The sequence below is a fragment of the Allobosea robiniae genome, from assembly GCF_900102525.1.
GTDB classification, from domain to species: domain Bacteria; phylum Pseudomonadota; class Alphaproteobacteria; order Rhizobiales; family Beijerinckiaceae; genus Allobosea; species Allobosea robiniae.
Window position 1 is genome coordinate 164911 of record NZ_FNBZ01000008.1, and the last position, 25826, is coordinate 190736.

The 25826-nt window shown below is 66.5% G+C and carries 29 protein-coding genes, 1 tRNA gene and 1 pseudogene; 16 read left to right on the top strand and 15 right to left on the bottom strand.

All coding sequences use genetic code 11. The features are described 5' to 3' along the window. The first annotated feature begins 97 nt into the window (after positions 1-97). Both BLQ70_RS21500 and BLQ70_RS21505 read left to right on the top strand, forming a co-directional pair. Positions 98-550 carry a hypothetical protein gene (locus BLQ70_RS21500; protein ID WP_091861187.1) on the top strand — a complete coding sequence of 151 codons (453 nt, stop codon included), beginning with the start codon at positions 98-100 and terminating at the stop codon, positions 548-550. 5 nt (positions 551-555) lie between these two features. Then, entirely contained in the window at positions 556-1053 is a 498-nt protein-coding gene (locus tag BLQ70_RS21505; protein WP_091861190.1) for a MarR family winged helix-turn-helix transcriptional regulator, read from the top strand. 15 nt (positions 1054-1068) lie between these two features. Here BLQ70_RS21505 and BLQ70_RS21510 read toward each other — a convergent pair whose 3' ends face one another. Together BLQ70_RS21510 and BLQ70_RS21515 are read right to left on the bottom strand one after the other, a co-directional pair. Further along, on the bottom strand, positions 1069-1506 hold the full coding sequence (locus BLQ70_RS21510; RefSeq protein ID WP_061967442.1) for a DUF1489 family protein: 438 nt from the start codon (positions 1504-1506) through the stop codon (positions 1069-1071). A gap of 64 nt (positions 1507-1570) precedes the next feature. After that, positions 1571-1927, bottom strand: coding sequence for a VOC family protein (locus BLQ70_RS21515; protein WP_091861193.1), 357 nt, complete (start codon positions 1925-1927; stop codon positions 1571-1573). A gap of 33 nt (positions 1928-1960) precedes the next feature. Here BLQ70_RS21515 and BLQ70_RS21520 point away from each other — a divergent pair, with 33 nt between their 5' ends. Together BLQ70_RS21520 and BLQ70_RS21525 are read left to right on the top strand one after the other, a co-directional pair. After that, positions 1961-2728, top strand: coding sequence for an SDR family oxidoreductase (locus tag BLQ70_RS21520; protein ID WP_091861196.1), 768 nt, complete (start codon positions 1961-1963; stop codon positions 2726-2728). Then, on the top strand, positions 2725-3570 hold the full coding sequence (locus tag BLQ70_RS21525; protein ID WP_091861199.1) for an aminoglycoside phosphotransferase family protein: 846 nt from the start codon (positions 2725-2727) through the stop codon (positions 3568-3570). The genes BLQ70_RS21520 and BLQ70_RS21525 overlap by 4 nt, the downstream gene beginning before the upstream one ends. A 154-nt stretch (positions 3571-3724) precedes the next feature. Here BLQ70_RS21525 and BLQ70_RS21530 read toward each other — a convergent pair whose 3' ends face one another. The 4 genes from BLQ70_RS21530 to BLQ70_RS21545 form a co-directional block, all read right to left on the bottom strand. Continuing rightward, positions 3725-5710, bottom strand: coding sequence for an acetyl/propionyl/methylcrotonyl-CoA carboxylase subunit alpha (locus tag BLQ70_RS21530; RefSeq protein ID WP_091861202.1), 1986 nt, complete (start codon positions 5708-5710; stop codon positions 3725-3727). Between the two features lie 340 nt (positions 5711-6050). Further along, positions 6051-6710 carry a cation efflux transmembrane domain-containing protein gene (locus BLQ70_RS21535; protein WP_170843494.1) on the bottom strand — a complete coding sequence of 220 codons (660 nt, stop codon included), beginning with the start codon at positions 6708-6710 and terminating at the stop codon, positions 6051-6053. 169 nt (positions 6711-6879) lie between these two features. Continuing rightward, positions 6880-7641 (bottom strand): SDR family oxidoreductase, encoded by a 762-nt coding sequence (locus BLQ70_RS21540; RefSeq protein ID WP_091861207.1) that lies wholly within the window; start codon positions 7639-7641, stop codon positions 6880-6882. 221 nt (positions 7642-7862) lie between these two features. Continuing rightward, a complete protein-coding gene (locus BLQ70_RS21545; RefSeq protein ID WP_091861210.1) occupies positions 7863-8315 on the bottom strand; it encodes a winged helix-turn-helix transcriptional regulator in 453 nt (150 codons plus the stop codon). 188 nt (positions 8316-8503) lie between these two features. Here BLQ70_RS21545 and BLQ70_RS21550 point away from each other — a divergent pair, with 188 nt between their 5' ends. The 3 genes from BLQ70_RS21550 (at position 8504) to BLQ70_RS21560 (ending at position 11078) form a co-directional block, all read left to right on the top strand. Further along, a complete protein-coding gene (locus BLQ70_RS21550) occupies positions 8504-9724 on the top strand; it encodes an MFS transporter (RefSeq protein ID WP_244512121.1) in 1221 nt (406 codons plus the stop codon). 97 nt (positions 9725-9821) lie between these two features. Continuing rightward, positions 9822-10295, top strand: a complete 474-nt coding sequence (locus BLQ70_RS21555) for a hypothetical protein (RefSeq protein ID WP_139163615.1) — start codon at positions 9822-9824, stop codon at positions 10293-10295. 246 nt (positions 10296-10541) lie between these two features. Beyond that, complete coding sequence (locus BLQ70_RS21560; protein ID WP_061967424.1) at positions 10542-11078, top strand: hypothetical protein; 537 nt, start codon at positions 10542-10544, stop codon at positions 11076-11078. Positions 11079-11118: 40 nt separating this feature from the next. Here BLQ70_RS21560 and BLQ70_RS21565 read toward each other — a convergent pair whose 3' ends face one another. The 3 genes from BLQ70_RS21565 to lipB form a co-directional block, all read right to left on the bottom strand. Continuing rightward, positions 11119-12726 carry a carboxyl transferase domain-containing protein gene (locus BLQ70_RS21565; protein WP_091861218.1) on the bottom strand — a complete coding sequence of 536 codons (1608 nt, stop codon included), beginning with the start codon at positions 12724-12726 and terminating at the stop codon, positions 11119-11121. Positions 12727-12838: 112 nt separating this feature from the next. Next, positions 12839-13006, bottom strand: coding sequence for a hypothetical protein (locus tag BLQ70_RS25730; RefSeq protein ID WP_156407080.1), 168 nt, complete (start codon positions 13004-13006; stop codon positions 12839-12841). Positions 13007-13104: 98 nt separating this feature from the next. Continuing rightward, on the bottom strand, positions 13105-13809 hold the full coding sequence (gene lipB, locus BLQ70_RS21575) for a lipoyl(octanoyl) transferase LipB (protein ID WP_091861226.1): 705 nt from the start codon (positions 13807-13809) through the stop codon (positions 13105-13107). Positions 13810-13948: 139 nt separating this feature from the next. On the opposite strand from lipB, the gene BLQ70_RS21580 reads away from it, so the two are divergent. From BLQ70_RS21580 to BLQ70_RS21600, 5 genes and pseudogenes are all read left to right on the top strand, one after another. Beyond that, complete coding sequence (locus BLQ70_RS21580; protein WP_082617404.1) at positions 13949-14218, top strand: FliM/FliN family flagellar motor switch protein; 270 nt, start codon at positions 13949-13951, stop codon at positions 14216-14218. A 125-nt stretch (positions 14219-14343) separates the two neighbouring features. Beyond that, positions 14344-14428 (top strand) — tRNA-Leu (locus BLQ70_RS21585). Positions 14429-14647: 219 nt separating this feature from the next. Continuing rightward, positions 14648-15421: pseudogene (locus BLQ70_RS21590) on the top strand (glycoside hydrolase family 25 protein); the annotation flags it as partial. A 349-nt stretch (positions 15422-15770) separates the two neighbouring features. Continuing rightward, complete coding sequence (locus BLQ70_RS21595) at positions 15771-16736, top strand: glycoside hydrolase family 25 protein (RefSeq protein ID WP_082617402.1); 966 nt, start codon at positions 15771-15773, stop codon at positions 16734-16736. A 173-nt stretch (positions 16737-16909) separates the two neighbouring features. Further along, entirely contained in the window at positions 16910-17902 is a 993-nt protein-coding gene (locus BLQ70_RS21600; protein WP_091861232.1) for a CorA family divalent cation transporter, read from the top strand. A 17-nt stretch (positions 17903-17919) separates the two neighbouring features. Here BLQ70_RS21600 and dmeF read toward each other — a convergent pair whose 3' ends face one another. Then, entirely contained in the window at positions 17920-18927 is a 1008-nt protein-coding gene (dmeF, locus tag BLQ70_RS21605; protein WP_091861235.1) for a CDF family Co(II)/Ni(II) efflux transporter DmeF, read from the bottom strand. Between the two features lie 17 nt (positions 18928-18944). Next, positions 18945-19211, bottom strand: a complete 267-nt coding sequence (locus tag BLQ70_RS21610; protein ID WP_061968262.1) for a metal-sensing transcriptional repressor — start codon at positions 19209-19211, stop codon at positions 18945-18947. A 157-nt stretch (positions 19212-19368) separates the two neighbouring features. Here BLQ70_RS21610 and BLQ70_RS21615 point away from each other — a divergent pair, with 157 nt between their 5' ends. Then, complete coding sequence (locus BLQ70_RS21615; RefSeq protein WP_091861237.1) at positions 19369-20541, top strand: isovaleryl-CoA dehydrogenase; 1173 nt, start codon at positions 19369-19371, stop codon at positions 20539-20541. Positions 20542-20555: 14 nt separating this feature from the next. Then, positions 20556-21074, top strand: a complete 519-nt coding sequence (locus tag BLQ70_RS21620) for a gamma-glutamylcyclotransferase family protein (RefSeq protein ID WP_091861240.1) — start codon at positions 20556-20558, stop codon at positions 21072-21074. Between the two features lie 61 nt (positions 21075-21135). On the opposite strand, the gene BLQ70_RS21625 is transcribed toward BLQ70_RS21620, so the two are convergent. From BLQ70_RS21625 to BLQ70_RS21630, 3 genes are all read right to left on the bottom strand, one after another. Next, positions 21136-22929, bottom strand: a complete 1794-nt coding sequence (locus tag BLQ70_RS21625; protein WP_091861243.1) for an ABC transporter ATP-binding protein — start codon at positions 22927-22929, stop codon at positions 21136-21138. Between the two features lie 324 nt (positions 22930-23253). Then, positions 23254-23427 (bottom strand): hypothetical protein, encoded by a 174-nt coding sequence (locus BLQ70_RS25735; RefSeq protein ID WP_156134565.1) that lies wholly within the window; start codon positions 23425-23427, stop codon positions 23254-23256. Positions 23428-23436: 9 nt separating this feature from the next. Continuing rightward, positions 23437-23850 (bottom strand): rhodanese-like domain-containing protein, encoded by a 414-nt coding sequence (locus tag BLQ70_RS21630; protein ID WP_061967411.1) that lies wholly within the window; start codon positions 23848-23850, stop codon positions 23437-23439. Between the two features lie 132 nt (positions 23851-23982). Between BLQ70_RS21630 and BLQ70_RS21635 the strand changes: the two genes are divergently transcribed. Together BLQ70_RS21635 and BLQ70_RS21640 are read left to right on the top strand one after the other, a co-directional pair. Continuing rightward, entirely contained in the window at positions 23983-24675 is a 693-nt protein-coding gene (locus BLQ70_RS21635) for a DUF599 domain-containing protein (protein WP_061967409.1), read from the top strand. After that, on the top strand, positions 24672-24938 hold the full coding sequence (locus BLQ70_RS21640; RefSeq protein ID WP_091861246.1) for a DUF3253 domain-containing protein: 267 nt from the start codon (positions 24672-24674) through the stop codon (positions 24936-24938). The genes BLQ70_RS21635 and BLQ70_RS21640 overlap by 4 nt, the downstream gene beginning before the upstream one ends. On the opposite strand, the gene BLQ70_RS21645 is transcribed toward BLQ70_RS21640, so the two are convergent. Then, complete coding sequence (locus BLQ70_RS21645) at positions 24939-25727, bottom strand: YdcF family protein (protein WP_091861249.1); 789 nt, start codon at positions 25725-25727, stop codon at positions 24939-24941. Positions 25728-25826 lie beyond the last annotated feature (99 nt).

Sequence of the window (25826 nt, forward strand, 5' to 3'; positions counted from 1 at the left end):
GGAGAGCCTTTGCCGACTTATCTTGATCATCAAGATAAATCAGGACAGTATCGGCAAAACCCTTTCAACTGACCGGCGCAGGACGGAGGCAACGCCCATGGAGGTGCTTATCGGCATGGCGATCCTGGCAGCGGCGATCGGCATCGGCGGCGGGCTTTACGAGTTCGCCGTGCTCGATCCGGCCTGGCCGCACCGCCCGTCTCTGGTGCAGCCCCAGCATGGCGGAGTGTCCCGCAAACGCTTCTGGATATCGGTGCATGCCGTGTTCGAGCTTCTGCTGATCGCCGCGCTGGTGGCGGCCTGGCAGGCAGCCGGCATTCGGCAATGGCTTCTGACCGCGCTCGCCATCCATGCGGCGATGCGCATCTGGTCGGCGCTGGACTTCATCCCCAAGGCCCTCGCCTTCGAACGCGCGAGGGCTGACGACGTATCGCTCGAAGCGGCGCGGCGCTGGACCAGCCGAAGCCGCCTGCGAATGCCCCTCGATCTCGCGACGCTGGCAGCCTTGCTCATGGCGTTCCGGACAGCGCTCCACGGCACCGGCATCTGACCGCCATGTCGGATCGCGACAAGGATGCGCTCTTGCGGCAGCTCGGTGAGGCCGTCAGACGCATGGGCGCGCAGAGCGTGCTCAGCGGCGCCGCCATGGCCAGGCATGTCGGGCTGCACCCGACTGATCTGGAGGTGCTCGACCTCGTCTTCCTGCGCGAAACCGTCACGGCCGGCGAGCTCGCTGCCGCCACCGGCCTGACCTCGGGCTCGGTCACGGCGCTCATCGATCGACTGGAACGGCGTGGCTATGTCACCCGTCGCAGGGACGCAGCCGATCGGAGGCGGGTACTGATCAGCGTCGTGCGGGCAGCGACAGCCCCGATCGAAGCCGCCTATGAGCCGCGCAGGATCGCGATGCAGGCGCTTTGGTCGAGCTTCGACGACCAGACGTTACAGGGCGTCACCGACTTCCTGGCACGCAGCACGGAACTGCTCGCCCGCTGCACCCGGGACCTCGCCACGCCGGCTCCAGCCGTATCCGATACAACCGAACCGCGCTGATGCGCGGCCTGCCTGCTACAACAATCCCAGCCCCGCCAGCTCGCGCCGCAGCTCTTCCGGCATCTCGCCGAGATCGCCGCCATGCTCGGAGAGATCGCGCGGCGCGTCTTTCGCCTGCAGATAGCGCCAGCCCTGGAAGGGGCGGAACGGCCGCGGCTCGACCGGCACCACGATCGGCTCCATCACCAGATGGCAGCGGCCGATGCCGTCCGCGTCGGTGAAGGGGCGGATATCCATCAGGCGCTGGCGGGCCGAGATCTGGCCCTTGATCACCCAGTAGAGCGAGCCGCCGCTGAGAATCTCCTCGATCTTCTTCGGCACCATCCGCGTGGTGTGCAATTGCTCGGCCGGCTCGCCGCGGGCACGGCGCTGCGCCTGGCGTTCAGCGATCCATTCCTCAAGATCAACGATCGATTCGGCGCCGACGCAGAGCTTGAGCAGATGAAGGGACATGACCTCAAAATAGGCCTGCGCCGGCCGCCAGGCCAGTCTCTGCTACGCTTCTCCACAGCCCGGCTCAGGCCCGATGGGCCAGCACGTTGACGAGCCGCCCGAACGGGTCGCGCAGGAAGAAGCGCCGGACACCCCAAGGCTCGTCGACCGGACCATATGTGATCGCATGACCGGCGGCACGCGCTCGATCGAGCACCGCATCGAGATCGTCGACCTCGATGGAGAGATCGGGCACCGGCGCGCCCGAGCCGCCTTCGCTGGCGAAGCTCAATTGCGGCGCGCCCGATACGACTTCAGCCGCATAAGTCTGAATCCAGCCATGATCCATGGCGAGGGTGAGGCCGAAGAGATCGCCATAGAACGCTTGCGCCAGCCCTGGCTCCGCGGTTGCGATGTTCGCGACGATTCGCTTCACGATCATTCCGACCTCCCGAACCAGACACGGACGCTTCCCATGCGCGGACTAGCAGGCAAGGCCATCCTCGTCACCGGCTCCTCCACCGGCATCGGCTTCGCGATGGCCGAGCGTCTCGTCACTGAGGGCGCCAGAGTGTTGATCCACGGCCGCGACGCCGCCGAAGTCGATGCCGCCGTCGCCAAGCTCGGCGCCGCGGCCGCCGGCGCGACCGGCGATCTCGCGGAGCCCGCAACCGCGCAAGCCGTCGTCGATGCGACGATCGCAGCCTTCGGCCGCATCGACGGGCTCGTCAACAATGCCGGAATCTATCCGCGCGGCATTCTCACCGAGACCACCGCCGCCTTCTTCGACCATATGTTCGCGATCAACACCCGCGCGCCCCTGCTTTGCGCCGAGGCTGCCATCCGCGCCTTCCGCGCCCAGAAATCGCCCGGTGCGATCGTCACCGTCGGCTCGATCAACGCCTATTGCGGCCTCTCGAACCTCACGGTCTATTCGATGTCGAAGGGCGCACTGATGACGATGACGCGCAACCTCGCCAATACGCTCGGCCCCGAACGCATCCGCGCCAACCAGCTCAATGTCGGCTGGACCTGGACCGCCAACGAGGACGCGACCCAGCAGCGCGAGGGTCGCAAGCCCGGCTGGCAGAACCATCTGCCGCTGCGCGACGCCCCGACAGGCCGGATCATGCAGCCGGAGGAGATCGCCGCCCACACCGCCTTCTGGCTCTCCGAGGACAGCGCGCCAGTCTCCGGCCAGATCTACGAGGCCGAGCAGTTCCCGGTGATCGGCCGCGGATGAGCGACCTCTCCGCGAAGGTTTTCGACCCCTGGCTGATCCGCTGGGGTCTCATTCCGGACGGCGAGCCGATCAGGACCCATGCCAGCCACCTGCTGCCCGTCCTGCAAGGCAGCGCGCCTGCCATGCTGAAGCTGCCCGAGATCGAGGACGAGCGGCGCGGCTACCTGCCGCTGGAATACTGGAACGGCGACGGCGCCGCCCGCCTGCTCGCCCGCAGCGAGAACGGCGAGGCCATGCTGATCGAGCGTGCCACCGGAAAGCGCTCGCTGGCAGCCATGGCCCGCAGCGGCTCTACCGGAGACGACCACGCCACCGCCATCCTCTGCGACGCCATTGCGGCTCTTCAGAAACCGCGCGGCCCGGCGCCAGCCGGACTGATCGCGCTCGACACCTGGTTCAGGGACCTCTTTCCGGCGGCGGCGAAGCACGGCGGCCTGCTCGCCCGCGCTGCGGCGGAAGCGAGCGTGCTCCTGCCCGCCCAGCAGGAGATCCTGCCGCTCCATGCCGACCTGCATCACGACAATGTCCTCGATTTCGAGGCTCGCGGCTGGCTCGCCATCGATCCGAAAGCGGTGATCGGCGACCGCGCCTTCGAATATACGATCCTGTTCTGCGACCCCGACCTCGCCGATCCCGAGCCGCCGGTTGCCGTCGCGACGGGCGCCTTCGAGCGTCGGCTGGAGATCGTGCTGGCGAAGTCGGGGCTGGAGCGTCAGCGCCTGCTGCGCTGGATCATCGCCTGGTGCGGGTTGTCGGCAAGCTGGTTCCTCGAGGACGAGGACCCGCTGGCGGAGGTCAATCTGACGATTTTAGCAAAGGCAGCTGCGGCGCTGGCCGACTAGCGTGCCGTCATGCTCGCCCTTGTGGCGAGCATCCACGTCTTGACCACCGCACTTGATGAAGGAGGGCGTGGATGGTCGGGACAAGCCCGACCATGACGAAAACGGCCTGAATCAAAACCTCAGCAATCGCCAGCAAGCGATTCCGCCGACTCAGCTATTCCCCCAGCACAACCACCTTCGCGCCCTCGGCCACCTGCCCGCCCGGCTCGCCCACGACCTCGCTGACAATGCCGTCGCGCGGGGCGGTCAGGACATGCTCCATCTTCATCGCCTCGACGATGGCAAGGCGCTGGCCCTTGGTCACCGCCTCGCCCGGCGCCACGAAGAGCGCCACGAGCTTGCCGTGCATCGGCGCCTTGACCACGCCGCCGGAGCCCGCCGCCGCATCGAGGTCGACACTGAACGGATCGAACAGCGACACGGCCGTCTGCCGGCCGCGGTGCAGCGCGAACCAGGTGCCGCCCTCGCCTTCGGCCAGCGCGATCTCGTGCTCGCCTTCGCCGATCTCGTGACCGGGCAGGCTGACGCGCGCATCGTCGCCATGCCATTCGATCCGCGCTTCGATGCGCTCGCCATCGACCGTCAGCGGCAGGCCGAGCGGCTGGCGCGGCATCAGCGAGAAGGCGTCGGGATCGAGCCAGGGCGAGCGCGCTTCGCCCTCCGCCCGCCCGGCAGCCGCGATCATGCCCGCCGCCTGCCGCTCCTCCTCGAGGTGCAAGGCGGCAGCCGCCACCGCAGCCGCATCGAGCGGCTGCGGCTCGGCGCCGAGCGCGCTGATATTGCGGTCTATGAAGCCGGTATCGAACGGGCCTTTCCGGAAGCCTTCCGCTTCGGTCAGCTTCTTCAGGAAGGCGAGATTGGTGCGCGGGCCGGCCACCACCGTCTGGCCCAAAGCCGCGCCCAGCCGGTCGAGCGCCTCGTCCCTGGTAGACCCGTGGGCGATCACCTTGGCGATCATCGGGTCGTAGAACGGCGTCACGGTATCGCCGGCCTCGACGCCGGTATCGATGCGGATGCCCTCGCCCTCCGGGAATTGCAGCGCCCAGAGCTTGCCGGTCGAAGGCAGGAAGCCTTTCTCGGGGTCCTCGGCATAAAGCCGCGCCTCGACCGCATGGCCCTTGGCCGAGACATCGGCCTGCGTGAAGCCGAGCGGCTCGCCGGCGGCGACCTTCAACTGCAACTCGACGAGATCGAGCCCGGTGATCGCCTCCGTCACCGGATGCTCGACCTGGAGACGCGTATTCATCTCCATGAACCAGAAGCCATCGGCCTTCAGCCCGTCGCGCCCGTCGGCAATGAACTCGACCGTGCCGGCCCCGACATAGCCGACGGCCTTGGCGGCTTCCGTCGCGGCCTTGCCCATGGCGGCGCGGACCTCGGCGCTCATGCCCGGCGCCGGCGCCTCCTCGATCACCTTCTGGTGGCGCCGCTGCAGCGAGCAGTCGCGCTCGTAGAGGTGGACGACATTGCCATGGCTGTCGCCGAACACCTGGATTTCGACATGGCGCGGCGAGAGCACGTATTTCTCGACTAGCACGCGCGCATCGCCGAAGGCGTTCTTGCCCTCACGCTGGGCGCTGGTCAGCGCATCGTCGAAATCCTCGGGCCGGTCGACCTTCTTCATGCCCTTGCCGCCGCCGCCGGCGACCGCCTTGATCAGCACGGGGTAGCCGATGCGCCGCGCTTCCGAGCGGAGGAAATCGGCGCCCTGCTCGGCGCCGTGATAGCCCGGCACCACCGGCACATCGGCTTTCTCGACCAGCGCCTTGGCGGCATCCTTCAGGCCCATGGCCCGGATGGCCGAGGCGGGTGGGCCAACGAAGACGATGCCCGCAGCAGCGCAAGACTCGGCGAATTCCGCATTCTCGGAGAGGAAACCATAGCCCGGATGGATGCAGGCAGCGCCCGCTTCCTTCGCCACGGCGAGAATCTTGTCGGCGTCGAGATAGCTCTCGCGGGCGGGGGCCGGGCCGATATGGTAGGCCTCGTCCGCCATCTCGACGAACAACGCCTCGGCATCGGCGTCCGAATAGACGGCGATGGTGCGCAGGCCCAGCCGCTTCGCCGTGCGGATCACCCGGCAGGCGATCTCGCCGCGATTGGCGATCAGGATGGAGGGCAGCTTGGCGGCGATCGTCATGGCGGCGGCATCCTCAGGAGACGTGCCGCCTTTATAGCCCGCCCGCCGCGTCTGTCTGCGCCTTGTTGCGCACAATTGCCTCTACCTAATCCAACACAACGAGAGAGCGATCCCAGATCGAAAGCGCAACCTATGCGCCTGTGCGGTGCGCGCCCTCGATCTTTGATGAACTTCGAAAGCCGCTTCTCAAACATGGAGAGACGGCATGTGGGATTTCGATTTTCAGTTGCGGCGCCGAAAGCGCCTTCGTGGCAAAGGTTGGCGGGGCTGTCTATGTCTCGCGCTTTACACAGCGCGCTGGCCAACGGCAGTCTTCGTCGCAAATCACCTGAGCGAGCTGTTAGGCGTTATCTGGCGCGTCCTGTCGGGATAACCGCAGCGAGCGCCAGATCGCCCAGGTCGCCTGGAAGCAGATGCCGGCGACGACGACATCGAACAGATATTCCGGCCAGCGCACCGGCGCGACGCGGGCGCCGAGCCCGACCAGCGCGAATCCGGTCGTCGAGATCGTGTCGTTGCGGCTCGACAGCCAGGTCGCCTTGATCACCGGGTTCTGCTCGCGCCGGAAGCGCCAGAGCGCGGCAACGACGAGGAAGGCGATGACGATGGCGCTCGCGGCGGCTAAGCCGAGCGTCCAGACCTCGATCGGCCGCGGCCGGACGATCTTGTCCCAGAGATCGTAGAGCGTGTGCAGCCCGGCGACCGCCATGACCGCCCCGATAGCAACAGCCGCGAGCCGCTCGATCCGCGCATCGCGGCCGAAGACGATCGCGGCGATGCCATAGAGCGCGACGTCATAGACCCAGTCGACGCCGTCCTTGAAGAGCTGGGCATTGCCGATGGCGAGCGCCCAGACGACGGTCGCCACCGCCTGGATCAGGATGCCGAGCGCAATGGCCCAGATGGTGAGCGTATAGGCGCGGGCGACGGCGGCGCTCGGTGCCGAGCCCGCCGCAACATCATCATGGTCGACCTCGTCCCGACCACCCACGTCCTGCACCCCTAAGCCCATCCTCACCCCTGTCATCCCGGACAAGCCGCATCAGCGGCGCCGATCCGGGATCCATGCCGGAACAGAAATCGGCAAGGTTCAGGCATGGATCCCGGGTCTACGCTGCGCTGCGCCCGGGATGACTGGCAAGGGAGAAGGCTAACGAAGGGCGTGCTCGTCACCCCCGCCCGACAAGCGGAGCCTTTGTCGCCATCACCGTGACGAACAGGACGTTCGCCTCCAGCGGCAGGCCGGCCATGTGCAGCACGGTCGTAGCGACATGGTCGACATCCATCACCGGCTCGACCTTCACCGAGCCGTCCGCCTGAGGCACGCCGGTCGTCATCTTCTTCGCCATCTCGGTCAGCGCATTGCCGATATCGACCTGGCCGACGGCGATGTCGTATTTGCGCCCGTCGAGCGCGGCGGTCTTGGTCAGGCCCGAGATCGCATGCTTCGTCGCGGTATAGGCGACGGAGTTCGGCCGCGGCGCATGGGCCGAGATCGAGCCGTTATTGATGATGCGCCCGCCGCGCGGTTCCTGGTCCTTCATCGCCCTGAAGGCGGCTTGGGTGCAGAGGAACGGCCCGGTCAGGTTGGTGTCGACGACCTTCTGCCAGTCCTCCAGCGAAAGGTCCTCCAGCAGCACGCCGCCCGGCGCATTGACGCCGGCATTGTTGAAGAGAACGTCGATGCGGCCGAAAGCGGCCTTGGTCCTGGCGAACAGGTTCTCGACCGAGGCCTTGTCGGTGACATCGGTCGGCACCGCGAGCGCGCGGCCCTTGTCGGCGCCGGAGAGCGCGATCGTCTCCTCCAGCGCATCGGCGCGGCGGCCGGCCAGCACGGTGCGGTAGCCGCCCTTCAGGAAGGCGATGGCGACCGAGCGCCCCACGCCCGAGCCGGCGCCGGTGATGATCGCGACCTTGTTATGCCCAGACATGCGTTTCCCCGTGTTTCCCTAGGCCTAAATCGTTTGAGATGGCATCCGACCATAACGGGCGAAACCGCCCAGGGGAACCGTGAGGCGGCCGTCATTTCATGCGCTTTCCGCCCGCCGGCCCTGCCCTATCGGTGTAGTCGGGGGGGCGACGCGATGACCAGCCTGAACCGTCGCCTTGGCTTGCGGCCAGCGACATGGACGGAGCGAGGCGGGTCAGGCGTTCAATCCGGCTCGGGCACTTTCAGGATGACCGCCTGATCGGGACCGATCGCGCGGCCGTCTTCGGTGCGAACATCCAGGCGCACCGACAGGCCGGTCTCGCGCTCGACGAGTCGCGAGCGCTCCTCCTCCGGCGCGAAAAGATGGCGCTCGCCGAATTGTCGCAGCGCGACCATCACGGGGAAGAGGTCCTTGCCCACCGTCGTCAAGCGATATTCCAGGCGCGCATTGCCGTCACCGATGGGAACGGCTTCGAGAATGCCGCTTTGGACGAGCGTCTTCAGCCGGTCGGTCAGGATGTTCTTGGCGATCCCGAGACTCTTCTGGAATTCACCGAAGCGGGTCATTCCGTCGAAGGCATCGCGGACGATCAAGAGCGACCACCAGTCCCCGATCACGTCGAGAGACCGCGCGCTCGGACAATAATCCCCCTTGAGGCTCTTGCGGGCGACCATCAGCGCAGCCTTTCCCCGCTTCGTGCCGGCAGCGGCATTTTCGGTTGCATGATAAAACCAATATCGTTACAGCTCGTGTCGGTTTCATTATAAAACCAAACCACCCGGAGTCTCCAATGAAATTGGATCAGGACGCGGCGCCATCGGCGCCCGCGAAGGAGGACGCACGTCCGCAAAAGCCGGCGGCTATGGCCTCGCCGGCAGGGACCGCCCCGCCCGCTCCCCTGAATGGCCGGACCATCCTGCTCTTCGCCGTCGCCAGCGGACTGGCGGTGGCGAACGCTTATTTCGCCCATCCCCTGCTCGACGTGATGGCCGACGATCTCGGCCTGTCGCGGACCATAGCCGGGCTGATCGTCGGCGCGACACAACTCGGCTACGGCCTCGGCCTGTTCCTCCTCGTCCCGCTGGGCGATCTGCTCGATCGCCGCAAGCTCATTCTCGGGCAGTCCCTGCTCTCCGTGCTTGCGCTCGCCAGCGTCGGCGTTTCGCAATCGGCCGCGATGCTGCTCGGCGCGATGGCTGCGGTCGGGCTGCTGGCCGTGGTGACACAGGCGCTCGTCGCCTATGCCGCGAGCCTGGCGCACCCGTCCGAGCGGGGCCACGTCGTCGGCATCGTCACGAGCGGAATCGTCGTCGGCATCCTGCTCGCGCGGACCATCGCAGGCGCCCTGACCGACCTTTCCGGCTGGCGAACCGTCTATTTCGCTTCCGCGGTGCTGACGCTGACGATCACGATCCTGCTCTGGCGCATGCTGCCGCGACAGGAGCGCGTTACCGGCAGTCTCTCCTATGGCCGCCTCATCGCCTCGCTGGTCACCCTGATCGTCGAGGAGCCCGTCCTGCGCATTCGCGGGATCATCGCCATGCTAATCTTCGCGAACATCACGACGCTGCTCGCTCCGCTCGTCCTGCCGCTGAGCGCCCCGCCCTTCTCCCTTTCGCATACGCAGATCGGCCTGTTCGGACTGGCCGGCGTGGCAGGCGCGCTGGGCGCCACCCGCGCCGGACGATGGACCGACCGGGGCCGTGGCCAGCGCACCACGGGAATCGCATTGGGATTGATGCTGCTGTCCTGGCTGCTGATCGCCCAGTTGCACAGCTCGATCCTCTGGCTGATCGCCGGGGTGCTGATCATCGATTTCGGGCTTCAGGCCGTCCATGTCACCAATCAGGCAATGATCTACCGGGTCCGGCCCGAGGCGCAGAACCGCCTGACGGCAGCCTACATGGTCTTCTATTCCATCGGGAGCGCCGCCGGCTCGTCGGTCTCGACCGTCGTCTACGCCCATGCGGGCTGGACCGGAGTCTGCGTAATGGGCGCCGCGATCAGCCTGGCCACGCTGCTGTTCTGGATCGCGACGCGAAGGGCGACGCCAGCCGCGGCCACGATGCCACTGCACATTTGAGAGCCGACAGGGTCATCGGGAAGCGGCACATATCCGATATCGACAGGCACAGCCGATGATGCCCTGATAGCGCAGAACGCCACAGAGGATGCTCGCCTTGCTTCGCCCCCTGCTGATCCTGCTCGCCTTGTTCGCAGCCGTCCCGGTGCTCCGCGCCGAGGAGCCTGCCGTCGCGCTCACCGGCATCGGCTCCGCGCCGATCCAGCTGACACCGCAATCGCTCGCGGCCCTGCCCGTCGCCGAACGCGAGGTGGCTTTCGAGACGTCGAAAGGGCCGGCGACGCGACGCTACAAGGGCGTGCTGCTCTGGGACGTCCTGCAGGCCAACAAGGCGCTCGATGGCCTCAAGCCGGCAGAGCAATTGAAGAAGACCTTCCTCGTCAGCGCCAGGGACGGCTACCAGATCGCCTTCTCGGTCGGCGAGATCCATCCCGATTTCGGCAACCTGCCCCTGCTTCTCGTCTCGGCGGTGGACGGCAAGGCGCTCGACGGCGGCTGGCGCCTCGTGGCACCCGGCGACAAGCGCGGAGCGCGAGCCGTTTACGAGGTCGTGAAGATCGAATTGCGCTGAGAGCGGACGCGCGGGGGGCGTTTCAAACCACGCGCCTGTCGGGGCGGCAGCGCCTGCAATGTCTCTGTCATGACGATCTGCTAACGGACTGCGGCCCCGCTTTCAGATCATACTGAACAAGATGTTAGCAGCGTATGACGGCGGTTAACGTCATTGTGGACTTGGCGCATCGATAGCTTGGAATGAAAAAGGACAGATGTTATCCCCGCTGTCGAATATGCGTATGCCTAGGGATTGGTGCATTCCATGAAAAGCGCCGTCGTTGTCGTTGCAAGCGTATTTGTTCTGGAGCTTTTCGCTCTGCGGCCCGCTTATGCCGGCTTTCTTGACTTTCTGCTTGGCCCGCCGCCTCGCACCGAAACGCCCTATGTCTCGACGCCGCTGGAGATGACGATCCGCGCCAAGCGGCGATCGGCCAAGGCGCCGAAGAAGGTGCAGGTCGAGCGACCGCCCGTCCTGGTCACGCCGATGGACCCGGTGAAGGACCCCAACTGGTTCTTGAGCGACCCGACCCTTCGCAAGGGGGATGTCGTGGTGCTGCCGGGCAAGATCGTCGTCTTCAACGGCAACAGGGGCGAGCGACGCCGGTCCGACTTCGAGGACCTTCTGAGAACGCGCCTCGTCTCGCTGAAGGAGCGCAGCCGTATCCGGGCGTTCACCGACTATTTCAACGGTGCGGTCAGGGCATTCAAGGCCGGAGCGGCGACGGCCCTGCAGGTCGAGCGTCCCGCCCGACAGACCGCGCCGGGCGAAGTTCGCATCGTGTCGACGGTGAAGAACTAGGGGACAAGGCGCGGGTTACACCTGCCTCATCCGAGCCCGATTACATCCGGAACACGCCGAACTTGGTCTCGGGCACCTCGGCGTTCAGCGTCGCGGAGAAGGCCAGCGCCAGCACGCGCCGCGTCTCCGAGGGCAGGATGATGCCGTCGTCCCAGAGCCGCGCGGTCGCGAAATAGGGCGAGCCTTCCTCTTCATAGCGATTGCGGATCGGCGCCTTGAATGCCTCCTCCTCGGCAGGAGGCCAGCTCTTGCCCTCGGCCTCGATATTGTCGCGACGCACGGTCGCGAGCACGCTCGCGGCCTGCTCGCCGCCCATCACCGAGATCCGCGAATTCGGCCAGGTGAACAGGAAGCGCGGCGAATAGGCCCGGCCGCACATGCCGTAATTGCCGGCGCCGAAGGAGCCGCCGACCAGCACCGTGATCTTTGGCACCCGCGCCGAAGCCACCGCCGTGACCAGCTTGGCGCCGTCCTTGGCGATGCCGCGCGTCTCGACATCGCGGCCGACCATGAAGCCGGTGATGTTCTGCAGGAAGAGCAGCGGGATACGCCGCTGGCAGCAGAGCTCGATGAAATGCGCGCCCTTGACCGCGCTCTCCGAGAACAGGATGCCGTTATTGGCGATGATGCCGACCGGGATGCCGTGGATGCGGGCGAAGCCGGTCACCAAGGTCGTGCCGTAGAGCTTCTTGAACTCGTCGAATTCCGAGCCGTCGACCAGCCGCGCGATCACCTCGCGGATGTCGTATTGCTTCTTCAGGTCGGTCGGCACGACGGCTTCGAGCTCGGCGGGATCGTAGAGCGGCTCGACCGGCTCAGCGATGTCGATATCCGGGCGCTTCACGCTGTTGAGGTTGCCGGCGATGCGCCGGGCGATGGCGAGCGCATGGGTATCGTCGCCGGCATAATGGTCGGCGACGCCCGAAAGGCGCGCATGGACATCGGCGCCGCCGAGATCCTCGGCCGAGACGACCTCGCCGGTCGCGGCCTTCACCAGCGGCGGACCGCCGAGGAAGATCGTGCCCTGCTTCCGGACGATCACCGTCTCGTCCGACATCGCCGGCACATAGGCGCCGCCAGCGGTGCAGGAGCCCATCACCACCGCGACCTGCGGGATGCCTTCGGCCGAGAGCGTCGCCTGGTTGTAGAAGATGCGGCCGAAATGCTCGCGGTCAGGAAAGACCTCGGTCTGGTGCGGCAGGTTCGCGCCGCCGGAATCGACGAGATAGATGCAGGGCAAGCGATTCTCGCGCGCGATCTCCTGCGCCCGCAGATGCTTCTTCACCGTCATCGGGTAATAGGTGCCGCCTTTGATCGTCGCATCATTGCAGACGATCATGCATTCGCGCCCGGCGACGCGGCCGATGCCGGCGATCATGCCTGCGGCATGGACATCGCCCTCATACATGCCGAAAGCGGCGAGCGAGCCGATCTCGAGGAAGGCCGAGCCCGGATCGGTCAGGCGCAGCACGCGCTCGCGGGGCAAAAGCTTGCCGCGCGCCGTGTGGCGCTCGCGGGACTTGGCATTGCCGCCGAGCGCGGCGGTGGCGCGATGCTGCTGGAGCTCGTCGCGCAATCCGGCCCATGCTTCGGCATTGGCGCGCGTCTCGGCCGAATTCAGATCGACCTTGCTCTCGATGACAGGCACGGGCGCGCTCCTCGGTAACAATCTCTGCCGAGGTTATGGCGCGCCGCGTCGAAAACGCCAACCGGCGCGGACGCACGGACGCGGCCGTGCAAATCCGCGCCGCTGGACGGGCTCATTCGCTCATCTTGTTGATCGATCCGGTCACCGACGGCGCCGCGACCGCGCCGATTGCGCCGCCGGCAATGGCTCCGATCGGCCCGCCGACGAGCGCGCCGGCGCCCGCGCCGGCCGCAGCACCGGCGATGCGCTGGTCCGTCGTATTGCAGGCCGCGAGCAGCACGGCGAGGCTCCCCGCCAGAAAAACGCTTCGCATTGTCATCCCCATCTTCGCCCCGGCCCGGGTCGAAGATGGCGGCGGCATGGCTAACGGATGGTAAATCAGGCCTGAACGGTTGGCCCGAACACCCGCTCGAACGCCTCGCGCAGCACCGAATCGACCTCCGGCATCGTCACCGGCAGGCCCAGATCAACCAGCGAGGTCACGCCGTACTGGCTGACGCCGCAGGGCACGATGCCGTCGAAATGCGGCAGCTCCGGCTCGACATTCAGCGAGATGCCGTGAAACGAAACCCAGCGCCGCACGCGGATACCGATGGCCGCGATCTTGTCCTCGGTGTCGACACCCTTGTTCGGCCGGCGCACCCAGACGCCGACGCGGTCCTCGCGCCGCTCGCCGCGAATATTGAAATCGTCGAGCGCGCCGATCAGCCAGCTCTCCAGCGCGGCGACGAAACGGCGCAGGTCGGGCTGGCGCCGCTTGAGGTCGAGCATGACATAGGCCACGCGCTGGCCGGGGCCGTGATAGGTGAACTGCCCGCCCCGCCCCGAACGGAACACCGGGAAGCGCTCCGGCGCGATCAGGTCCTCGTCGCGGGCCGAGGTGCCTGCCGTATAGAGCGGCGGATGCTCGACCAGCCAGACGCGCTCGCGCGCCAGCCCGTCCGCGATCAGCCCGGCACGAGCCTCCATTTCGGCGACGGCGTCGTCATAGCCGACGAGCCCCTCGGCTATGACCCATTCGACCGGCTCGGACACCCCTTCCGGCAGGAAGGAAACGGCCAGCTCCTCACGCATCTTCACCATGGCTTAACCATGTTCCGTCCAAAGTTTCCGGGCCGGCGACATCATCCGGCGCGACCCTCGAACCGCCTCTTGCGCCGAAAACCGGCAGGCAGGCAAGTTTCGCTGGTCGAATTCTGAAGTAGGGTTCCGGAGGCAGGACTTGAAAGCCGATCTCGATCTCGTCCCGGTGGAACTCACGGTGGTGCTCGGCCAGACCGAAATGCCGATCTACAAGCTGCTGCGCCTCGGCCGCGGCGCCATCATCGAATTGAACACCAGCGAGACCGACGAGGTTCAGATTCTCGCCAACAACCACCCCTTCGCCAAGGGAATCGTCGTGGTCAGCGGCGCGCGGATTTCCGTCGAGATCACCCAGATGCTGAAACGACCGACGATCTACACCCTGCAGGCCGTCGCCGAGGCCGCCTGATCCGGCCGATCGGGGGAAAAATCGCGCTTCTGCGTTTTTCCGCGATGACACCCTTGTGGCAGCGGATTCGATTTGCTAGATCGGCGCCGCTCCCTGGTTGCACCGCCCGCAACCGGAACCGAGCTGCGGTCGTGGCGGAATTGGTAGACGCACTACCTTGAGGTGGTAGCGGGGAGACCCGTGGAGGTTCGAGTCCTCTCGACCGCACCAAATTCGGATGAAAGTCCAACGAAAGGCGACCCAGCGGGTCGCCTTTCGTGTTTCCGGTCGATGCCAATCGCCTGCACCCGAATCTTCGAGTTCTGCGACAATCGCGATTCGCCGTGTTCACAGCGGCCCGACGCACCCCTGCCCCCGATTTGGCTGACAGATGGCAAAACTTTGGTAACGTAAACCGGCCATCAAGCATTCCAAGCAATTCTCCGGGATATGAACGCCCGCCGCATGCCCAGCTTCCGTGCCCTGCCCCTTCTGGCTGCCGCCGCTTTTGCGGCCCTTGGCGGCTGCGTCGCGCTCGACAGTTATCCGTCGAAGGGCGACGCCCGGCCGCATCCCGGTGTCGCGGCCGCGCATAAATACCCGGTCCACGGCATCGACATCTCGCGCTGGCAGGGCGAGATCGACTGGAGCGCCGTCAAGGCGGCCGGCACCCGCTTCGTCTACATGAAGGCGACCGAGGGCGGCGACCATGTCGATCCGAACTTTCGGCGCAACTGGGAAGGCGCGCGCCGCGCCGGCGTTCCGCGCGGTGCCTACCACTTCGTCTTCTGGTGCCGCCCGGCCCATGAGCAGGCGGTCTGGTTCAAGCAGCAGATCCCGAACGATCCCGACGCCCTGCCGCCGGTGCTCGATGTCGAATGGAACGGCCATTCGCGCACCTGCCCGCAGAAGATCGACCGCGAGCTTGCCCGCGAGAAGATCCAGCTGATGCTGACCGAGCTCGAGCAACTCACCGGCAAGAAGCCGGTGATCTATACCGACATCACCTTCCACCGCGAGGTGCTGGAGGGGCAGTTCAACAACTACCCCTACTGGATCCGCTCGACCGCGGCGCTGCCGGAAGCCCGCTACAGCAACCGCCCCTGGGCCTTCTGGCAGTTCACCACCACCGGCCGCGTGCCGGGCATCAAGGGCGATGTCGACCGCAACGCCTTCTTCGGCAGCGAAAGCCAGTTCGCCGGCTGGCTGCGCGGCGAATACGACATCGGCACGCGCCGCTGGAACCGTCGCGAGGAGCCGGCACCGGCGCCGCAACCTGCTCCCGCGCCTCAGCCAGCGCCGATCCCGGCCGTTCCCAGCCCGGATTTCGGGCCGGAGCCGCTGGCGCCGCAGCAGGACGTGCCGATGGCGCGCGTTCCCGGCAGCGTGCCCGCGGTCACCTCTGCCCTGCGCGCCGTCGACAACCAGGTCGAGCCCGTCGTCATCGACTGAGCCGACGGGCCTGAATCCGGCCGGTTAACCAAAGCTGAAATTGATTCTTAGACTGCGCCGCAATTCTAACCGGCGCTTAACCACGCTCCTCGCATCTGGACCTGTGATGCAGGAGAAACACATGCCAGCGCGCAAGCTGACCAGTCGACGGTCAGGCCTCGGAGCCTTCGCCCTTGCGGCGCTTCTGACCTGTGTCGTCGAGCCGGCGCAGGCGCTCTATCCGAAGAAGGGCGACAGCGCCCCGCATCACGGCGTCCGCGACGCACGGCGCAAGGTGATTCAGGGCATCGACGTCTCCCGCTGGCAGGGCGAGATCGACTGGGCGAGGGTCAAGGACGCCGGCACGCGCTTCGCCTTCATCAAGGCGACCGAGGGCGGCGACCATCTCGATCCCAATTTCAAGCGCAACTGGGCCGAGGCGAAGAAGCACGGCGTCGCGCGCGGCGCCTATCACTTTGTCTGGTGGTGCCGCTCGGCCAAGGAGCAGGTGCGCTGGTTCAAGAAGCACATTCCCCGCGATCCCGACGCATTGCCGCCGGTGCTCGACGTCGAATGGCAGAACGGTTCGCAATGCACCCGCAGGATCTCGAAGGAGCTGGCGCTCGCCAAGATCAACGAGATGCTGAAGGGCCTGCGCGAGCACACCGGCAAGAAGCCGATCATCTATACCGACATCAATTTCCACGAGGACGTGCTGGAAGGCGAGCTCAAGGACCACCCGTTCTGGCTGCGCTCGACCGCCGCTCCGCTGGCGAAGCGCTATGAGCGCGACCGCTGGGAGTTCTGGCAGTTCACCACCACCGGCCGCGTGCCGGGCGTCAGCGGCGATGTTGACCGCAACGCCTTCTTCGGCAGCGAGCGCGAATTCGACGCCTGGCGCCAGGGTCGCTTCGACATCGGCTCGCGCAAATGGCATGGCGGCGAGCCGAAGGTGGCGATCCGCACACCACCGCCGACCCCGGCCGGCCTGCGCGCTCCGAAAGCAGCCGGTGGGACCAAGCTGAAGTTCGCACCACCCGGCCGCATCCCGTCACGCACGGCCGCTAACCGCGATATCGGCGTCACCGGCTCGATCGGGAAGAACTGAGGCACCTTTTGCCGGCTGTCACGCCGCTGTCACATCCGCGGCGCCTTAGATCATCGCGCGTCCTATCGGACGCGATAACGATGATCTACCTCACGAGTGTTGCATCGGATTGATCCGATGCGACAGGCGCCGCGCTGCCGGGAGCCGCCCTGCAGCGGCAGCGGAAACCCGGCATGCACAGCGACGTCCAATCCCAATCCGGCATCATCTGGGCCTATCGCTTCGACGAGGACGGAGAGCCCGCGCGCGTGCCCCGCGACGAGATGCCGAACGTCGCGCCATCCGAAGGTTTCGTCTGGTTGCATCTCGACCTCGTCCATACGCGGGCGCAGAGCTGGGTCGCCGAACAGGATCTGCCGAACGCGACGCAGGAAGCCTTCCTCTCGCACGAACCCCACCAACGGCTCGACCACTCCACCAATCTCGCCTGGGGCGTCTCGCACGACCTGATCCGGGACATTGCCGACAAGTCCGAGGAGGTCGGCGCATTGCGCTGGATCGTCGGCGACAGGTTCCTGCTGACCGGCCGGCGCGAGGCCCTGCACTCGATCCGGATGACCGCCGAGGCGCTCGATCGCGGCGATCCGGCCGGAAGCCCGGCCGAGCTGTTCGAACAGATCATCGAATACATCATCGACGACGTCACCGACGCCGTGGTGCGCCTCGTCGACGAGACCGACAGCGTCGAGGACCATATCCTGCTGGACCGCCTGCATGACGGGCCGCAGCGCGTCGGCTCTGTGCGCCGCACCGCTGTCCGGCTGCATCGCCAGCTCAGCGGCCTGCATGTCCTGTTCCGCCGCTTCGCCGAGACCCAGTCGGGCCGCAGCGCGCCCGATGCCGTCAAGGCCGCTGCGTCGCGGCTGCTCCAGCGCGTCGACGGGCTGCATCACGATGTCCAGTCGGTGCAGGATCGCGCCAGGCTGCTGCAGGACGAGATCGCCGCCCGCTCGGCCAGCCGCACCAACCGGCAGCTCTACGTGCTCTCGCTGCTGACGGCACTCTTCCTGCCCGCGACCTTCATCACCGGCCTGTTCGGCATCAATGTGAAGGGCCTGCCCTGGGTCGAATCGGAGGGCGGCGCTGTCTTCGTCGCGCTGACCTGCATCGCCGCAGCCCTGCTCACCCTCGTCCTGCTCCGACGCCGCGGCGTGATCGGAAGCTGAACCCGCGCGCTCGCGATTCAGGCTGCCGCTGAGCGCGCGTTCACCTCAACGGTGACATGGGACAGCGTCGGTATATCGGCGAGCAGGGCCTTGTAGGTCGCTGGCGACTTCGGCTCACCGGTCACGATCGAGATAATAGCGCTGCGATGGCCGGGGCCGACCTGCCAGAGATGGAGATCGGCGACCTCCGCCCCCTCGGCGCCAAGCCGGTCGCCGATACGCTTCGCCAGCGCCTCGTCCGGTACGGTGTCGAGGAGCACCGCGCCGGAGCTGCGCAGCAGGCCGATCGACCAATGCGCAATCACAGCGGCTCCGACGATGCCCATCACCGGATCGAGCCAGACCCAGCCATAGAACCGCCCGCCGAGTAGCGCCGCGATTGCCAGAACCGAGGTGAAGGCATCGGCAACGACGTGCATATAAGCCGCGCGCAGGTTGGTATCGGCGCCATGCCCGCCATGGGAATGGTGGCCGTGATGGTGGTCGCCGTGGTCGTGATGGCCGAGAACGTTCCCATGGCCATGATGCCCGGTGCCGCCATGGCTATGACCATGGTGCTGATGGCCGTGCCCGTCCCGGAGCAGCCAGGCGCTCGCCAGGTTCACCGCGAGCCCGATCACCGCGATCGCCGTCGCCTGCGTGAAGTCGATCGCGATCGGCGAATAGAGTCGCAGCGCCGATTCGCCTGCGACCGCGAGCGCGATGAACATCAATAGCAAGGCGCTGGCGAAGGCGGCGAGATCACCGAGCTTGCCAGTTCCGAAGCTGAAGCGACGGTCATGGGCATGCTGCCGCGCGAAGCGATAGGCGAAGGCCGCGATGCCGAGCGCCGCCGCATGGGTCGACATGTGCCAGCCATCGGCGACCAGCGCCATCGAGCCGAAGATGGTGCCGGCAGCGATCTCGGCCACCATCATCACGGTGGTCAGGCCGACGACGAGCCAGGTGCGCCGCTCGTGGCGTTCGTGCTCGCCGCCGAGAAAGACGTGCTGATGCTGGGCGGGAAAGCTGTTGGCAGCCGGCATCGGTTCGCTCCGGGTCTTCAGAGATATTTGGTCAGGGCCTTGAGGCCCTCGATCGTGCGGCGCGCCTCCGGCGTCGCCACCTGCGCGTGGTCGAACAGGTGATGCTCGATATGGTCGAAGATCAGCAGCGACTTGACCTTCTCCAACGCCTTCTCGACGGCCTGGAGCTGCTGCACGACATCCGGGACCTCCCGCCCCGCCTCGACCATGCCGACGACCGTGCCGAGATGCCCCTGCGCCCGGCGCAGGCGATTAAGGATGTCAGGGTTCATCGCGTGGCTCATGAGCATATCCTATCCTCCTGGAGGGGATATGCAAGTGTCGCTGCCGCGCCGACGCCAAGACGCGGCGGGCGCGGCTGCGCACTGACGCTCCTGCTGCGGGCCGCTATAACGGGGCAAAGGGAGCGACGCTCCCAACGCTTTGCCGGGAGGACCAGCCATGCTTGCCAACGCGCCGCGCCCGTTCAATTTCGACCTCGGCGAGACCGCCGACGCAATCCGCGACACCGTCTTCGCCTTCGCGCAGGAGAAGATCGCCCCGCGCGCCGAGGAGATCGACAAGACCAATCAGTTCCCGCGCGATCTCTGGCCGGAAATGGGCGCGCTCGGCCTGCACGGCATGACGGTCGATGAGGAGCATGGCGGCACGGGCTTGGGCTATCTCGAACATTGCATCGCGGTCGAGGAGGTCTCGCGCGCTTCGGCCTCGGTCGGCCTCTCCTACGGCGCCCACTCGAATCTCTGCGTCAACCAGATCAGCCGCAACGGCAACGAGGCGCAGAAGCGGAAATACCTGCCGAAGCTGATCTCGGGCGAGCATGTCGGCGCGCTCGCCATGTCGGAGCCGGGCTCAGGCTCCGACGTCGTCTCGATGCGCACCCGCGCCGACAAGAAAGGCGATCGCTACGTCCTCAACGGCAACAAGATGTGGATCACCAACGGCCCGATCGCCGAAACATTGGTGGTCTACGCCAAGACCGATCCGGAGGCCGGCCCGCGCGGCATCACCGCCTTCCTGATCGAGAAGGGCATGAAAGGCTTCTCCACCCACCAGAAGCTCGACAAGCTCGGCATGCGCGGCTCGGACACCTGCGAGCTCGTCTTCCAGGATTGCGAGGTGCCTGAAGAGAACGTGCTCGGCACGGTCGGGCGCGGCGTCAACGTGCTGATGTCCGGCCTCGACTACGAGCGCGTCGTGCTGGCGGCAGGCCCCCTCGGCATCATGCAGGCGGCGCTCGACGTGGTCATGCCCTATGTCCACGAGCGCAAGCAGTTCGGCCAGTCGATCGGCGAGTTCCAGCTCGTCCAGGGCAAGGTCGCCGACATGTATGTCGCCATGAATTCCTGCCGTGCCTATGTCTATGCCGTCGCCAAGGCCTGCGACCGCGGCGAAACCACCCGCGAGGATGCCGCCGGCGCCATCCTGATCGCGGCCGAGAAGGCGACGCAGGTCGCGCTCGACGCGATCCAGCTCCTCGGCGGCAACGGCTATATCAACGATTATCCGACCGGCCGCCTGCTGCGCGACGCCAAGCTCTACGAGATCGGCGCCGGCACCAGCGAGATCCGCCGGATGCTGATCGGACGGGAGCTGTTCAACAAGACGAAGTGAGGTTAGAGGGCCTGATGCCCCTCTATTTCGCCTACGGCCTCAACATGGACCCCGTCGGGATGGCGCAGCGCTGCCCCAAGGCGCAGCCGCTCGGCCCGGCCCGCCTGCCCCGGCACCGCTTCATCGTCACCCGAGACGGCTATGCCTCGGTGATCCGCGATCCGCGCGAGGAGGTCCATGGCGTGCTCTGGGACTGCTCGCTCGGCGAGATGCGCGTCCTCGACAAGTTCGAGGAACTCGCCAGCGGGCTCTATGTGAAGCTCAACCAGCCGGTGATCGTCCCGGGCGGCGCCAAGCGCGCGCTGATCTATATCGGCCGCTCGGCCGATCCCGGACGGCCGCGTCCGGGCTATATGGAAGCGGTCATCGCCGGGGCGAAACATTTCGGCCTGCCAGAGACTTACGTCACCGGCTTGAATCGTTTTCTGACCAAGCCGAATCTCGATCTAAAGGGCTTGAATCAGGATACGAACGCGCCGCTGCCGCCCGGCCCGGTGAAGGGCGTCAGGCCCAGAGCTCTGGCGCCGAAATAGATCCGAAAACGAAAAGGGCCGCTTGCGCGGCCCTTTCCTTGTTCGCTGAAGCCGGCGGCGGTTATGCCGCCAGTCCCTTGGCCAGCTCGCTGACCTGCTTCTCGAACAGCGCGCGATAGGCGCCGTCCTTGCGGGTCAGCAGAGCCTCGTGCGGGCCTTCCTCGATCACCTGGCCGCGATCGAACACCAGGATGCGGTCCATGGCTCGCACCGTCGAGAGACGATGCGCGATCACGATCGTGGTGCGGCCTTCCATCAGGCGTTCGATCGCCTGCTGGATCAGCGCCTCCGATTCCGAATCGAGGCTCGAGGTCGCCTCGTCCAGGATCAGGATCGGTGCATCGGCCAGGAAGGCGCGGGCCAGCGCGACACGCTGGCGCTCGCCGCCCGAGAGCTTGATGCCGCGCTCGCCGACGAGCGTGGCGTAGCCCTTGGGCAGGCGCATGATGAACTCATGCGCGTTGGCGAGCTTCGCCGCCTGCTCGACCTGCGCCTGGCTCGCGCCCGGCCGGCCATAGGCGATGTTCTCCGCCAGCGAGCGGTGGAACAGCACCGGCTCCTGCTGCACGATCGCGATCTGCTGGCGCAAGGACGCCTGCGTGACATCGGCGATATCCTGCCCGTCGATCGCGATGCGGCCCGAGGTGACGTCGTAGAGCCGCTGCACCAGCTTGACGAAGGTCGTCTTGCCGGAGCCCGAGCGGCCGACAAGGCCGACCTTCTCGCCGCCACGGATGGTCAGCGAGAAATCGCGGTAGAGCGGGTCGGCGTGACCACCATAGTGGAAGGTCACGTCCTCGAAGGCGATCTCGCCCGCGGTCACGCCCATTGCCACCGCGCCCTTCCGGTCCGGCACGCCATAGGGAAGATCGTGCATCCAGACGAGCTCCTCCATGTCGTTGACCGAGCGCTGCAGGTTGTGGACGTGCTGGCCGACATCACGCAGATAGCCATGCACCACCGCATAGGCCGTCAGCACGAAGGCGACGTCGCCGGGCGAAGCCTGCCCGTTCGCCCAGAGCCAGATCACCAGACCGATCACCGCCGCGCGCAGGAAAAGCAGCACGATGTTCTGGCCGGTACCCGACCAAGTGCCGCGAATCCAGGCGCGGCTCGTCCTGAGACTCCACTTCGACACGACGGTCGCGAGCCGCAGGTCCTCGCGCGCCTCGCCGCCATAGGCCTTCACCACCGGGTTGCAGGTGATGGCATCGGCCAGGGCGCCGCCGAGCCGCGTATCCCAGGCGTTGCCCAGCCGCGCCGCCGGGGCGACGAAGCGCAGCGACAGCGCCAGCGTCAGCCCGATATAGGCGAGAGCGCCGAGCGCCACGACGAGCCCCATCGCCGGCCAGTGCCAGGCCAGCACCGCCGTCATGCCGAGCAGGATGACCAGCGACGGCAGGAGCGCGATCAGGACCGTGTCGGTCAGCAGGTCGAGTGCCCACATGCCGCGCGTGATCTTGCGCACCGTCGAGCCCGCGAAATTGTTCGCGTGCCAGTCGGTCGAGAAGCGCTGCAGGCGTGCGAAGGCCTCCTGCGAGACGTCGCTCATCGTGCGCAGCGTCATCACGGTCAGCCCGACGAAGGCGAAATGCCGCCCGAGCACCATGATGGCGGCGAGCACCATCATCGCGCCGAGCGCCCACAGCGCCGCCTCCGTGCCGCCCGCGCCGCTCGACACCGCATCGACGAGGCGCCCGGCATAGACCGGCGTGAACAGCTCTGCGAGCGTGGCGGCGACGGTGACGCCGGCCACCCAGGCGACCTGCCCGGGCTGGCGGGCCCAGTGGCTGAAAGTGAAGCCGAGAACGGCCCGGAACGGCTCGCGCCGCCCGGTTTGAGTATCGTGAGACATAGCGTCATTCGGCGCCAGGACGGCTGCCGACTCCGAAATCAGGCGAAGACGACGACGCGCGCCGGCTTCGGCAATGAAAGACAAAAATTGGAAAAAGGCTCAGGAGGCAGCCCGGAGGCGGGCCTCGTGCGAGACCGACCTAGTGCCGGGTTGGTCGCATGGGAGTGGCTGCGGTGTTGATGAATTTCATTCAGCCCTCCCTTTCTTGAGTTGGAGCCAAGGCGAAGGAAGATGCCTGATGTTTAAGCAGCGCGCAAGCCCGCCCCTCATGCAATGATTGCACGGGGCGTCTTCGCCCAATTCAAGGCGAAGTTGCGCGTCGCCTTACCAGAACAATGCCACCAAGCGAACCGCGATCACCAGCAGGAAGGCCGCGATGATCGTGCCGAGCACCTGCTGGCGCTTGGCATGGTTGGGCCAGCGCCGCGCGAGCAGCCTGCCCAGCGGCTTGCGGAAGACGAAAGCCGCGACCAGCAGAACGATGACGTAATGGGACAAGGTCGGGTCTTAAGCCTTCTTGTCGGCGGGGCCGCTATCGACCGGCGCGCCGGCCTTCTTCCAGGCGCCAAAGCCACCGGCCACATGCGCGACCGGCTTCAACCCCATCTCCTGCGCTACCTGCGCAGCGAGAGCCGAGCGCCAGCCGCCGCCGCAGAAGAAGACGAAGCGCTTGTCCTGTTGGAAGACCGGCTTGGCATAGGGGCTTTCCGGATCGATCCAGAATTCCAGCATGCCGCGCGGACAGTGGAAGGCCCCAGGCATCCGCCCTTCCCGCTCCAGTTCGCGCGGATCGCGCAGATCGACGAAGACCACATCGTCGCTGCCGTGCAGCGCCTGCGCCTGCTCGACCGACAACGTCTCGATCCGGCTCTCGGCCTCCGCGACCAGCGCCTTGTAGCCCTTGGTGATGGTCTGCGGCACGCTTGGGCCTCCCCGATTCCGGCCGCACCGTGGCGCCTTGCCGATGCAGCGTCAATGCTGCCGCCTTGCAGCCACGCGGTACAGCGCACAAGCTGCTTGCCTGAGCCCCGGGCGAAATGGCAGAGCGGCGACATGTTCGGCTTCAGCAATCTCGATCTGATCGCCCTGGCGTTCTTCATCCTGTCCTGGCTCGGCTACCACTACGTGGTCGAGATGGGTCCCTATGCCGCCCGGACACTGAACATGCGGATGAACCTGCGCCGCGCCCGCTGGATCCGTGAGTCGGCGGCCCGCGAGGTCAGGATCGTCGATACCCAGGTCATGGGCGGACTGCAGAACGGCACCGCCTTCTTCGCCTCGACCTCGCTGCTCGCGATCGGCGGCACGCTCGCCCTTTTGAACGCAACGGACCGCGCCGTCGCCATCTTCAGCGACCTGCCCTTCGTGCCGGCGACCCTTCGCTCCGTCTGGGAACTGAAGATCATCGGGCTCGTCGGCATCTTCGGCTACGCCTTCTTCAAGTTCGCCTGGAGCTACCGGCTGTTCAACTACTGCGTCATCCTGGTCGGCGCCTTGCCCCCGTTCGACAGCAAGGACGAGGCGACGATGGCCCATGCGATCCATGAGACCACCGAGATGAACATCGCCGCCGGCCGGCATTTCAACCGCGGCCAGCGCGCCTTCTTCTTCGCCCTCGCCTATCTCGGCTGGTTCCTTGGCCCGGTCAGCTTCATCGGCTTCACCGGCGCCGTGCTGGTTGCGATGTACCGGCGCCAGTTCGCCTCCGACGCGACGCGCGTCTTCAACTATCCGGGCCAATCATGAGCATCGAACCCGAGGCGATCGAGAGCGTGATCCTCGACCTGCTGTCGCAGCGGGAAGCAGGGCTGACGATCTCGCCGATGGATGTCGCGCGCCGCCTCGGCGGCGATCACCCGGATGGCTGGGGGCCGTTGATGCAGCCGGTGCGCCGAGTCGCCGTGAGGCTGATGAAGGAAGGCCGGCTCGTGATCACCCGGAAGGGCCGCCCGGTCGATCCCGACGACTTTCGCGGCGTCTACAGGCTGGTCCTGCCGGCGACGCCGTGATTACGGCCCCGGAAAGAGCTCGTCCGTATAGCCTGCGAGCCGATAGGCCAGGAGCCCGACCCATTCCTTGAAGCCGTTATCGGCGATCTCGAGCGCGCGCGGGGCACGGCTGTAGGGACGGATGAAATCATCAGGCTCGCCGCTCGACCAGAAATCGACCGGAAAGGCCTCGACCGCGAAGCCTGCCTTGCGGAAGACGCCGATCGAGCGCGGCATATGCCAGGCAGAAGTTACCAGCAGCCAGCGCTCGCCGGGCTTCGGATCGACGAGTCTGCGGGTGAAGGCGGCGTTCTCGCGCGTGTTGCGCGACTTGTCCTCCAGGATGAGCCGGGCGGGATCGAGCCCCAGCCCTTCGAACAGCAGCTTCGCGCCGTCGGCCTCGGTCACCGTCGCTTCCGAGATCAGGTTGGCGGCCCCACCGGTAAAGACAATCTTCGCCTGCGGATGCAAACGTGCCAGTTCGACCGCCTTGGTCATACGTACAGCGGACGAATTCATAACGACGTCGCCCCGCGCGACGCCGATCGCGCCGCCGAGCACGACGATGCCGGTCACCGGCCCCTTGCGGGCGTCCTGCTGCGGAAACCGGTCCTCCAGCGGCCGGAGCACGATGCGCGGCAGCGGGCTGAACGCCATCAGGCCGAGCGCAATCAGCGAGATCAGCCCGATCCAGCGCGCGGGCCGCGCGAAACGCGTGAAGGCCAGCAGCCCCGAAAGCCCGGCGAGCAGGATGGCGAGATTGACCGGCGACAGGACGAACCAGACGACCTTGGACAGAACGAAGAACATCGGGGCTCGCAAGGATGAGGCGGGGGCGGCGACGGCGCTCGCTTTAGCCGCGATCGCTATTCGAGGATATCGGCATGATGGTCCCGCCGCAGTCGCTCC

Coding starts and splice junctions, on each gene's coding strand:
- BLQ70_RS21520 (WP_091861196.1), top strand. CDS start 1,961: ATGCGCGGACTAGCAGGCAAGGCCATCCTCGTCACCGGCTCCTCCACC.
- BLQ70_RS21505 (WP_091861190.1), top strand. CDS start 556: ATGTCGGATCGCGACAAGGATGCGCTCTTGCGGCAGCTCGGTGAGGCC.
- BLQ70_RS21515 (WP_091861193.1), bottom strand. CDS start 1,927: ATGATCGTGAAGCGAATCGTCGCGAACATCGCAACCGCGGAGCCAGGG.
- dmeF (WP_091861235.1), bottom strand. CDS start 18,927: ATGCCGGCTGCCAACAGCTTTCCCGCCCAGCATCAGCACGTCTTTCTC.
- BLQ70_RS21645 (WP_091861249.1), bottom strand. CDS start 25,727: ATGTTCTTCGTTCTGTCCAAGGTCGTCTGGTTCGTCCTGTCGCCGGTC.
- lipB (WP_091861226.1), bottom strand. CDS start 13,809: ATGGTGAAGATGCGTGAGGAGCTGGCCGTTTCCTTCCTGCCGGAAGGG.
- BLQ70_RS21510 (WP_061967442.1), bottom strand. CDS start 1,506: ATGTCCCTTCATCTGCTCAAGCTCTGCGTCGGCGCCGAATCGATCGTT.
- BLQ70_RS21550 (WP_244512121.1), top strand. CDS start 8,504: ATGGCCTCGCCGGCAGGGACCGCCCCGCCCGCTCCCCTGAATGGCCGG.
- BLQ70_RS21540 (WP_091861207.1), bottom strand. CDS start 7,641: ATGTCTGGGCATAACAAGGTCGCGATCATCACCGGCGCCGGCTCGGGC.
- BLQ70_RS21610 (WP_061968262.1), bottom strand. CDS start 19,211: ATGAGCCACGCGATGAACCCTGACATCCTTAATCGCCTGCGCCGGGCG.
- BLQ70_RS21635 (WP_061967409.1), top strand. CDS start 23,983: ATGTTCGGCTTCAGCAATCTCGATCTGATCGCCCTGGCGTTCTTCATC.
- BLQ70_RS21615 (WP_091861237.1), top strand. CDS start 19,369: ATGCTTGCCAACGCGCCGCGCCCGTTCAATTTCGACCTCGGCGAGACC.
- BLQ70_RS21560 (WP_061967424.1), top strand. CDS start 10,542: ATGAAAAGCGCCGTCGTTGTCGTTGCAAGCGTATTTGTTCTGGAGCTT.
- BLQ70_RS21625 (WP_091861243.1), bottom strand. CDS start 22,929: ATGTCTCACGATACTCAAACCGGGCGGCGCGAGCCGTTCCGGGCCGTT.
- BLQ70_RS21530 (WP_091861202.1), bottom strand. CDS start 5,710: ATGACGATCGCCGCCAAGCTGCCCTCCATCCTGATCGCCAATCGCGGC.
- BLQ70_RS21525 (WP_091861199.1), top strand. CDS start 2,725: ATGAGCGACCTCTCCGCGAAGGTTTTCGACCCCTGGCTGATCCGCTGG.
- BLQ70_RS21595 (WP_082617402.1), top strand. CDS start 15,771: ATGCCAGCGCGCAAGCTGACCAGTCGACGGTCAGGCCTCGGAGCCTTC.
- BLQ70_RS21545 (WP_091861210.1), bottom strand. CDS start 8,315: ATGGTCGCCCGCAAGAGCCTCAAGGGGGATTATTGTCCGAGCGCGCGG.
- BLQ70_RS21640 (WP_091861246.1), top strand. CDS start 24,672: ATGAGCATCGAACCCGAGGCGATCGAGAGCGTGATCCTCGACCTGCTG.
- BLQ70_RS21620 (WP_091861240.1), top strand. CDS start 20,556: ATGCCCCTCTATTTCGCCTACGGCCTCAACATGGACCCCGTCGGGATG.
- BLQ70_RS21600 (WP_091861232.1), top strand. CDS start 16,910: ATGCACAGCGACGTCCAATCCCAATCCGGCATCATCTGGGCCTATCGC.
- BLQ70_RS21500 (WP_091861187.1), top strand. CDS start 98: ATGGAGGTGCTTATCGGCATGGCGATCCTGGCAGCGGCGATCGGCATC.